We start from the raw sequence: 8,749 nt of genomic DNA on the forward strand, positions 1-8,749 counted from the left end.
CCACCGCGTCTTGGAGTCGAGGTCGGGCCAGCATATCACAACCCAGCCGCGGGGAGAAGGCTTGTTCCGGCCGGGCAAACCGTGTATCATCCGCCGGTTGGATCAAGGACCACTGTCACGCATACCAACGGATCCCCATGGCAACTACCGACCATTTGACACCAGGACAACACCAAGCGCCCAGCGCTCACCACCGGACCCTGGAACAGCGCGTCGCCGAACAAGAGGCGCTGCTCCAGGAGCTCCATCGCGAATTACAGCGGACCCGTCAGGAACTGGAGTCGCTTCGTGCGACGGTGGAGCGTCTGTTGGATCAGAGCGTCGCGACCTGCAAGAAGTGCGGCGCGACCTACGACGTGTTCCGCCACCATTATAGCATTGGACTGTTCGACAATATCGTCTATGTGAAGTGCCCGCAGTGCCAAACCCCTATGCCGGTGGACCCGCACCTGGGCGTCCGGCCCGAGTGATTCCCCCGGTGGTGCACAGCGACAAGCTGTATACCGGCCTCACCTGGGAGCTCTACAAAGAACACGTCAAGAAGTTTTCTCACGCGGCCATCAAGGGTATGCCCACCGAAAACGAAATGAAAGAGGCCTTGGCGTCATTGGTGGACGCGTCGACTGTCAAGGTGCTCGCCCAGGAGCGGGTCGGAATGGTGGTGACGTTTCATTGGATCGATACGTTCCCGGCGCTCGACGTCTGTGAGGTAACCGACGTCAAGGGCTTCCTGAGCCAACGGTACGGAGGGGGCAAATTCAAGTTGAACCTGTACCACGGTATCAACTTCCTATCCACCAAAAACTGGGAGACCGAAGGGCCACCGCGGTGGAAAACCATGATTCGGGGTCCAGAGGAGGCGTGATCCGTGTCCAAGGCCGTGTACCAACTATTCGTGGTCTTCGTCGTCTTTTCCGCGGTCATCTACCTGTTGTTGTTGATCGGACCGGACCAGCCGGCGTCACGCCCCGGTGAGCGCGACATCACCATCCCACGCGCGCCGGCCGAAGCCAAGAACCTGGTGAATCCCATCCCCGTCAGCGACCAGGTCCTGCTCGAAGGAGAGCGGATCTACCAGACCAAAGGCACGTGCTTCACCTGTCACGGGACAACGGGCCGCGGCGATGGGCCAGCCGGTTTGGAACTCAACCCCAAACCGCGCAATTTCACCAATCCCCAGTTCCACGAACTCCGCACCGACGGGGAAATGTTCTGGGTCATCCGCAACGGAAGCCCGGGCACGCGCATGTTCTCCTACTCCCCATCGGTGATCACCGAGGAAGAGGCGTGGAAGGTCATCCTGTTCATCCGAACGCTCCCTACTAAGAGCGTGGGATAGCCGCCCGCCGGTCCTCCCTTAGTACTGAACATCGCGAGCGGTAAAGGCCCGCGCGGGTTCTCCGCCGAGAATCCGACGCAGGATCGAATTCAGCGTGAAGGGGTCGTTGTCGAACCCTTCGTGGGTGGTGCTGCGCGACATACTGGCTGCTCCCTGTCCGCGCCCGGCGATCACCAGCGCCGGTAGCCCTCCGACCGAACGTTGGACCAATCGATGGACCTCCTCGTCGGCCCCGAGAAACTTCTCCATCCCGAGGATCGGGACTCCGCGTCGCCCTTCGAAGGCGTTACTGACCAGGTACAGCAACGAGTTTCCGTAGGGCCCGACCGAGTCGCTCCGCTCGGCCTCGTCCCCCAGCAGAAACAGGCTCGGGACCGGACACCGGCCCTCCCGGATAAAGGGCAACACCAGTCGCTTGAACAGCGCCACGGTGATCGCGGGCGCCATGAAGTGCACGCTCTTGACCGGCACGCCCAACCCGATCAAGTGGGGCAGGGCGTGCGCGGCAAAAATACTTCCGGCGCTGTGCCCGACCACGTGGAGTTCCCAGCGGCGCCGCTCGGATTCGCCGGCGCGTTTCAACGCGGCCTGGCCGTGACGCGCCAACATCTGCATGCCTCCCCGCTTGGCGGGATGCTCGGAGGCGAGACGCGCGTTTTCCTTCATCTCGTTCCACAGCGCGGTGCCGGGCACGGCTGCGGTCAGCTCCACCGACCGGTCTTTGGCCTCGAGCAGACCGTCGCGCAGGCGGTGCATCCACTCCGCGGCCCCGGCTCGCTCATCGACATCCGTGAACAAATCGCGGATCATTCCGCTGAGGGCCTCCACGATCCCCGACTCCCACATCACGTGGAGCGGATAGATCTCGTTGGCCAGCAGCACGTCCCGAAAGGCCACGATCCGTCTCGCGACCGCCTGCTCGTCGTTGAGCCCGCCGTGGAGGTAGAGCAGCACCCGACGCTTGGACCACGTCCTCGTGGCGCCGGGAATGACCGCCTCGAAGAGGCGCGCGAGGTCCTGTTCAGTGGTCCAGTACGACCCCGAGGTGGACAATTCCCCGTTGTTCCCCACGTCGATGACGAAGGGTCGGATCGTCGCCAACGGAATGGCCTGGCTGGCGCGCTGCATCCCTTCGGTGGTGTCGGTCTCCCCGGCGGCCCACAGATCCACCGCCACCGGAACGCCGAGTTGCGCCACCCACACGTCGGTCGCGTGCAAGAGGTAGTCTTCGTACGGCAGCAGCGCGAATCCGTCGGCGCCCCACTTGCGCCCCCAGGAGTTCTGGACGATGAACCCCTGCCCGGTATACCCGACGATGGCCACCGCATGACCGCTGTCGGCCCGCCCTTTCCGGGCGATCACGGGCAGTTCGCGTTGCCGCACCATCCCGCCCGATCGGTACGAAAGCTTCACCGTGCGCGGGCCCGGCCGGTCCCACCCCCCGTGCACCATGAGGGTCGCGTACAGGATCCCGACTTCGTTCAGCGCCGCGTGCATGTCGCGCACCTGGCGGTGCATCACGCGATAATACGCGCCGCCCGGCGTTGCGAGCGCTTCGGTCGCGATCTCCGGCGTGAAGTGGTGCACGCCGCGCCGGTCTTTGGGCCAGGAGCGCTCGGCGCACACCCCGTGGCGCACCCACCCTTTCATGGTGCCGCGGGCCGACGAGCCTTCGTACTGTTCACCCGGCCACTCGTCGTATCGCCGCGCCAGCTCGTACAACATCCGAGGACTGACGCGCCTGACCACCTTTCGCTGGTGCAGCAGGAAATTGATCACCGCCGCCAGCGCATAGCCGGTGCAAGCGCCTTCGGCGCCTTGATCCAGGATCTCAGGCACGAGGTCGCAATTGATCAATTGGTCGGGAAGCGGAATCAGGCGGGGCTGATAGAACCAGTCACGGACGTCGACGCGATCCGGAAACGCGTCGAGGAGCCGTCCCGTTCGCTGCCCCGAGGACGGCGGGGTCTCCACTCGCGACCTCGCGCCCCGCGCGGCCGCTCGAGCGGGGCGGGAGCGGGATCGAGCCGACGCAGAACGGTGTTTGGCGGCCATGGGACTCCTTTTCCAGGTGGAACGAGCCGGCGATGAGTCGCACACCCACGGCAGGTAGCGGCAAGAGCATTAGCAAAGGCGGATTGCGAAGTCAAGCACGATTATTTCGGCCTGGAATATCTCCAGCGACGGAGGGGTGGCCCTTTCAGGCTGCTCAAAAAGCCCAGATGCAAGGCCGCAGGGAGGAGGAAACCGCAGCGTACTGGGAATTCCCTGGAGGTACGAAGCGTTCCCGGGGGATTGCGGTCGTACGTGAGGCGAGTGGCGCCACGAAGAAGTGGCGCCATGCTACGAGCGCCGCCGAGACGGTGAGGCGGCCGTGGCACCTTAAGGACCGAGAACGCAGCAGATGGGCTTTTTCAGCAGCCTGGCTAGGCGCAGAGCGGGAGCGGAGCCGCGGAGGCACTATCAATCACCTCCTGCAGCCTCGCCTCCACCCCGCAGTCGGTCCACCCCGCTCCGCGGACCGGGATGACCGCGAGCGCGGGACGCGTGAGCCCGGGGAGCCGCCGAAGAAAGGTCGACGAGAAATTCAGCGGCTGGACGGTTCGGTATACGTCGTCGACCTCGGCGGGCGTTCCTGTGCTGACCGCGAGGCGACGGAACGCCCCGGCGAGCACCGGAGCCACTTCCCGCACATACTCCCACAACACGCTGGCGCGAAAGACCATCACGAACGTGTTCCACAGCCCGCCGCGCTCGATCAGTTCCGCGGCCCGAACAGGCCCGGGCTTTTCCACGAACCGCGTCACGCTGCACACGCCGTCCGAGTCCGCAGGTCCGGGCAACACGTACCCGAAGTCCGCCGCGGGACCGATCGGCGGGACCGCTAGCAGTACGATACGAGACGACTGGCGCTCGACCGCCTCGTAGGCGCGATCGACCTGCGCCATAAACGCCTCGTCGTTCGCGATCGCATGGTCCGAGGGAAACACCGCCACCGTCGCGTCTCCGTACACCCGGCAGATACTGACCAGCGGCAAGAGCAGCCCGGGCGCCGTGTCCATGTTTTCGGGCTGCACCACCACGCTCCCGCCCGGACGATCCGCCAGTTGTCGCCACACTTCGGGGAACGCCAAGTGATCGCGACTGACCACGGTGAACAAACGGCGCGACGGGATGAGGCGCTCGGCGCGACGGAAGGTGTGTTCGAGCAGCGAGCCGGTCCCCGTGAAGTCAACGTACTGCTTGGGCAACGCGTCGCCTCGCAACCGTCGCACGAACGCCTGCAATCGCCGCCCGTCTCCCCCCGCCAACACAATTCCGCAGCGCACCGTGGCTCCCTCCGCGTCGCCCATGACTCCTCCCGTCTGATGGATGGAAAACAAAAATGATCGGTTCGACAAAAACAGCGAAGAAGGATAGCCGAGGGAAGAGGTTCTGTAAAACTAGACGATGAGATAATGCCAAACCGGCAGCACGACGACGCTCGCCAGCGTCGAGGCCGTCACGGTCATGGCGTACCTGGCGGTGTCCAACCCGTAGCGATCGCAAATCACTACGCCCAGCACCATGCTCGGCATCGCCGCCTCCAAGACCACGGCGCCCAGCAGGTCACCGTGAAGTCCCACCAACCCGGCCGCACCCCAGACCACCAGCGGCGCGATCAGGAAACGGATCAGCAGGACCGGAACAACCGCCGGCATCCGTTCGGCCCAGTCTTTGGGCCACTCCAGCGCCAAACCGATCGAGATGAGCATGAGCGGCACCACGCCGCCGGCGAGCCGGCCGAGCCCGTCGCCGACCGGATCCGGAATCGGTACGTGGAAGGCGCCGAGCCCGACCGCCGCGAGCGCGCTCCACAGCGCCGGCACCTTGGCCAAGCCCAGCAACGGGTGTTCAGCGTCCTCCGACCGGCCGTGGGCCCGCGCGACCAGGATGCCCACGGTCAACAACAACGGCGTGCACGCAAACAGGTCATACTGGATGGCCACGCTGCGCGCCCAAGGCCCGAACGCGCTCTCCAGCACCGGGAGCCCCAGGTAGGTCACGTTGCCGAACGCGGCGGCCAGCAACAGCGCGCCGGTGCTGCCACGCGGCGACGGTCGCACGCGGTACCACCCCCAACCCGCGGTCAAGCCCGCGACCACGCCGATCGCCGCCACCGTCGCCACACGGAGCGCGTCCGCGCCCAGCGGCGCCCGCCACAACACATCGAGCACCAAGGCGGGGAGGAACAGCACGTAGACCAAGCCGCTCAGCACGCGCCGCGCCGTGTTCGGATCGACTCCCCACGGCTTGAGCGCTCTCCACGCCGCACCGAACGCGATCAGTGCCGCGGTTTGCGCCAACACGCCGAACACGGTCAGCTCGACGCGTCGCGAATCGTTGCAAATATCAAACAACTGTTCACGAGACGCCTTGACGCGGTTGTTTCCCGCGTGCTATGAAACCAACCATACGCAACGAATAAAAGTTCACGGAACGCGGTTCATTCATCGGAAAGGACTCGATCTAAAGCAGACACAGTAGCAAACACCTTCCATCAGGGCAAACTGCCGGCGACGGCAGGACGCAAAGCACCGGATCTTCTGGAAGCGAAGACAGCCGGGCTACCGAGGTGGCAATAGTCGGATTCTAGATTATTGGCCTGTCGGGAGCCCGGCTTTGTTATTTCGGCTCCCGCGGTCGTTGTCGCGGGGAACGATGTACGACTGCTCGGAGATTCACAAGCTCCTGCACCCCTCCCTGGATCGGGAGCTGGACATCAAGGAATCCCTGCGCGTCCAGACCCATCTCAAAGATTGCGCCCCGTGCCGCGAACGGCTCCTCGATGAGCAGGAGCTCTTGACGCTCCTGCCGACGATCCTGGCTCCGAGCCCCGCCCCAACCACGCTGCGTCAGGCCGTCGATGACACGCTGTCCCGCGAGGTCCAACGCCTCGACCAGGCCAGGCGCCGGTGGCGGGCGCTCGCGTCTCCCGCCATGCTCGCGGCCCTTGCGCTCCTGGCGCTGTTTTTCGCCGTTCCCCGCCCGCACGTCCCGCAGGTGGTGAAGATCGCCCTGGCCTCACATCGCCTGTACATGAAAAACCCCTCGTTGTTGCAGATCAAGAGCGCCGACATTCCAGCCCTCACGCTCGCGCTCGAACACCGGCTGCCTTTCCCCATCCACATTCCACCCAATACCGGGGCCGATGTCCGCCTGGACGGCGCCGATGTCCGAACCGCCCCCATTCCGTCCGTGGTGCTCGCGTACCGGGTGAACGGTTCACCCGTGTCGCTGCTCATCACCGCCCCGCGAGAAATTCCGGTATCCAATGCCGAGACCCGTACGTTCAAGAAGACGCTCTTCCACTCCACGTCCCTCGAAGGCCTCCAGGTGCTGCAGTGGTCCGACCACCGCCACACCTACGTCCTGGTGGCCTGCCGCACCACCCCGATCGACGCCCTGCCCTTCGCCATGCTCACGGCGGACGGGTCCTAAACCCGTCCGCCGCCCGCCTTCAGCGCGTTTTACTGTCAGCGCCTAGATCTCTCTGACGGGGCTTGCACGGCCATACAAGAACTTGTATCATTCGAAATACGATGAAACCGGTCGCATTTCTCGGCAGCGCGCTCGATGATCTGCGAGCGTTTCCGCAGAATGCACGTCGGATGGCCGGTTATCAGATCGAACGCGTCCAACCCGGCCTGGATCCGGACGACTGGAAACCGATGACCTCCGTTGGACCCGGAGTACGAGAGATTCGCGTGCGCGACACAAGCGGCGCCTTTCGAGTGCTCTATGTGGCCCAGCGCACGGAGGCGGTGTACGTATTGCACGCGTTTCAGAAGAAAAGCCAGCGCACCAGCCAGCATGACCTGGACCTTGGACGGAAACGCTTTAGGGAATTGAAAGGACTGCGATGAAGAGTAAACGGTTCGCAAGCGTCTGGGACGCGATTGAAGACACCCCGCAGGCGGCCGCCAGCATGCGCGCTCGCTCAGACCTGATGATCGAGCTCGCGGAGATGATCCGACGTTCCGGCTGGACCCAGCGCGAGGCAGCCGAGGAATTCGGCGTCACACAGCCCCGTATCTCCGACCTGATGCGTGGCCGCATCAACCTGTTTTCCCTCGACACGCTCGTAGACATGGCCGCCACTGCGGGACTGAAACCGAGGATCACCGTCAAACGCTCCGCATAGGCAGGTCTACCCGTAGCGACAAATTGACACAACACACCAGTCCGCGATAGAACTGCCCCGTTCACGAGGCCTCGTCCTCAACCGCAGGGTCAAAAACCTCGTCATGCCCTGCGTCTACGCGCGCGGTTCTCAGGCAGTTGGAAGCGTGAAAGAGGCGGGGCCAAAAACAAAACTCTTCGGCACGCATTACAGATGCAGGTGTAGTCGGCCTCGGTCCTTTCCATGGCAAAAATAGGCAGGATAAAAAGGCTTGCTAATCCCGGCGGTGGGACTGGTATCTCTTTTTCCGCGGATCTTCTTTTGGCGGCGAAGCTAATGCTTGAATACTCCTTGGAGGATCGAAAGGACAATGCCACTCCGCCGCTAGACAACCACATGAGTAAGCATTCAATTGGAAGCATAGTTCTTTTGATCGCCGGGCTCGAATCATGGCTGAACGAGGCACTTGCACATCTGTCCACTTATGATCCAACTCTTAGGACAAGAGGTAAAGACACTCTACTCACCAAGTATAAGTATCTTTGTAGCTGGGATGGCGCTGGCCGTATCGCACTTACTGATATTGCGACCCTAGCTCGGGCTCACTGCCTGAACCTATCCCAGATAAATGACGATCTCAAACTCGTGATCGAGGTTCGAAACGAGATAGTCCACCCGATGCCATTTGGAACTGGGAGCCCATGGAACGTTCCGAATGATTTCTTGCGCTTACACCACATGGGCCTCTTAATGACAACAGGAAAGCCGGACGAGGATTATGCGTTCAATGCAAAGTTACGTTCGTATGCTCTTGCATATTGGTGCTGGGAGGTCACCGAGACTGCTGTTAGCCTTCTCGTGAAGCACTTCGAACCTGACCAATTGGTAGCCTGGACGGCCCCGAATTTTTCGCAGTACAAGAGCCTCTGTCCGCCAAAGGATCTGGCGAACTATGGTTTCCCATAGGGTCAGATTGGAGTCGCATCGGTGCGCTGTTCAACTTTAGAGTCATATTTCAGAAGCAGTTCTTTTTGAAGCGGAGTGGACCCGATTGCGGATCGCCAGACAATTCAGCGAGTTGTGACGGCTAAAACCTAGAGAGTTATTGGTCAGGGTAGAACTAGGAGTGTGTCCGAGTAATGGCGGTTAACCTCGATACGCCGGGTGTGGAAGCGCTCATGGGCAGCGATCGAGTGCGAGGCATTGAGAGCGTGTGCCGTCCGGGGGGCCTGAGGGCCTCCACGACG

At 62.7% G+C, this 8,749-nt stretch carries 10 protein-coding genes and 1 riboswitch; of the genes, 7 read left to right on the forward strand and 3 right to left on the reverse strand.

Annotation, left to right across the window (positions count from 1 at the left end; genetic code table 11):
• The first annotated feature begins 137 nt into the window (after nt 1-137).
• Genes AB1451_14285 through AB1451_14295 form a run of 3 tightly spaced genes read left to right on the forward strand, consistent with a single transcriptional unit; the run spans nt 138 to nt 1,339 of the window.
• Nucleotides 138-470: a hypothetical protein gene (locus AB1451_14285; protein ID MEW6684063.1), complete on the forward strand. Its 333-nt coding sequence runs from the start codon at nt 138-140 to the stop codon at nt 468-470.
• On the forward strand, nt 467-865 hold the full coding sequence (locus AB1451_14290; GenBank protein MEW6684064.1) for a hypothetical protein: 399 nt from the start codon (nt 467-469) through the stop codon (nt 863-865). The genes AB1451_14285 and AB1451_14290 overlap by 4 nt, the downstream gene beginning before the upstream one ends.
• 3 nt (nt 866-868) lie before the next feature.
• A complete protein-coding gene (locus AB1451_14295; protein MEW6684065.1) occupies nt 869-1,339 on the forward strand; it encodes a c-type cytochrome in 471 nt (156 codons plus the stop codon).
• 18 nt (nt 1,340-1,357) lie between these two features.
• Here AB1451_14295 and AB1451_14300 read toward each other — a convergent pair whose 3' ends face one another.
• From AB1451_14300 to AB1451_14310, 3 genes are all read right to left on the reverse strand, one after another.
• Nucleotides 1,358-3,394 carry a C1 family peptidase gene (locus tag AB1451_14300; GenBank protein ID MEW6684066.1) on the reverse strand — a complete coding sequence of 679 codons (2,037 nt, stop codon included), beginning with the start codon at nt 3,392-3,394 and terminating at the stop codon, nt 1,358-1,360.
• Nucleotides 3,395-3,765: 371 nt separating this feature from the next.
• Nucleotides 3,766-4,692, reverse strand: a complete 927-nt coding sequence (locus AB1451_14305; protein ID MEW6684067.1) for a sugar phosphate nucleotidyltransferase — start codon at nt 4,690-4,692, stop codon at nt 3,766-3,768.
• Nucleotides 4,693-4,782: 90 nt separating this feature from the next.
• Nucleotides 4,783-5,739 (reverse strand): AEC family transporter, encoded by a 957-nt coding sequence (locus AB1451_14310; GenBank protein MEW6684068.1) that lies wholly within the window; start codon nt 5,737-5,739, stop codon nt 4,783-4,785.
• 134 nt (nt 5,740-5,873) lie between these two features.
• Nucleotides 5,874-5,954: riboswitch (cyclic di-GMP riboswitch) on the forward strand.
• 47 nt (nt 5,955-6,001) lie between these two features.
• Here AB1451_14310 and AB1451_14315 point away from each other — a divergent pair.
• The 4 genes from AB1451_14315 (at nt 6,002) to AB1451_14330 (ending at nt 8,468) form a co-directional block, all read left to right on the forward strand.
• Nucleotides 6,002-6,820, forward strand: coding sequence for a zf-HC2 domain-containing protein (locus tag AB1451_14315; GenBank protein MEW6684069.1), 819 nt, complete (start codon nt 6,002-6,004; stop codon nt 6,818-6,820).
• A gap of 101 nt (nt 6,821-6,921) precedes the next feature.
• Nucleotides 6,922-7,245, forward strand: coding sequence for a type II toxin-antitoxin system RelE/ParE family toxin (locus AB1451_14320; GenBank protein MEW6684070.1), 324 nt, complete (start codon nt 6,922-6,924; stop codon nt 7,243-7,245).
• The gene (locus AB1451_14325) at nt 7,242-7,523 is read left to right on the forward strand and encodes an XRE family transcriptional regulator (GenBank protein ID MEW6684071.1); all 282 of its coding nucleotides are present in this window, start codon (nt 7,242-7,244) and stop codon (nt 7,521-7,523) included. The genes AB1451_14320 and AB1451_14325 overlap by 4 nt, the downstream gene beginning before the upstream one ends.
• A gap of 222 nt (nt 7,524-7,745) precedes the next feature.
• Nucleotides 7,746-8,468: a hypothetical protein gene (locus tag AB1451_14330; protein MEW6684072.1), complete on the forward strand. Its 723-nt coding sequence runs from the start codon at nt 7,746-7,748 to the stop codon at nt 8,466-8,468.
• The last annotated feature ends 281 nt before the right edge of the window (nt 8,469-8,749 follow it).

The organism is Nitrospirota bacterium (assembly GCA_040757335.1).
Classification (GTDB): domain Bacteria; phylum Nitrospirota; class Nitrospiria; order 2-01-FULL-66-17; family 2-01-FULL-66-17; genus JBFLXB01.

Coding starts and splice junctions, on each gene's coding strand:
- AB1451_14285 (MEW6684063.1), top strand. CDS start 138: ATGGCAACTACCGACCATTTGACACCAGGACAACACCAAGCGCCCAGC.
- AB1451_14300 (MEW6684066.1), bottom strand. CDS start 3,394: ATGGCCGCCAAACACCGTTCTGCGTCGGCTCGATCCCGCTCCCGCCCC.
- AB1451_14305 (MEW6684067.1), bottom strand. CDS start 4,692: ATGGGCGACGCGGAGGGAGCCACGGTGCGCTGCGGAATTGTGTTGGCG.
- AB1451_14320 (MEW6684070.1), top strand. CDS start 6,922: ATGAAACCGGTCGCATTTCTCGGCAGCGCGCTCGATGATCTGCGAGCG.
- AB1451_14325 (MEW6684071.1), top strand. CDS start 7,242: ATGAAGAGTAAACGGTTCGCAAGCGTCTGGGACGCGATTGAAGACACC.
- AB1451_14330 (MEW6684072.1), top strand. CDS start 7,746: ATGGCAAAAATAGGCAGGATAAAAAGGCTTGCTAATCCCGGCGGTGGG.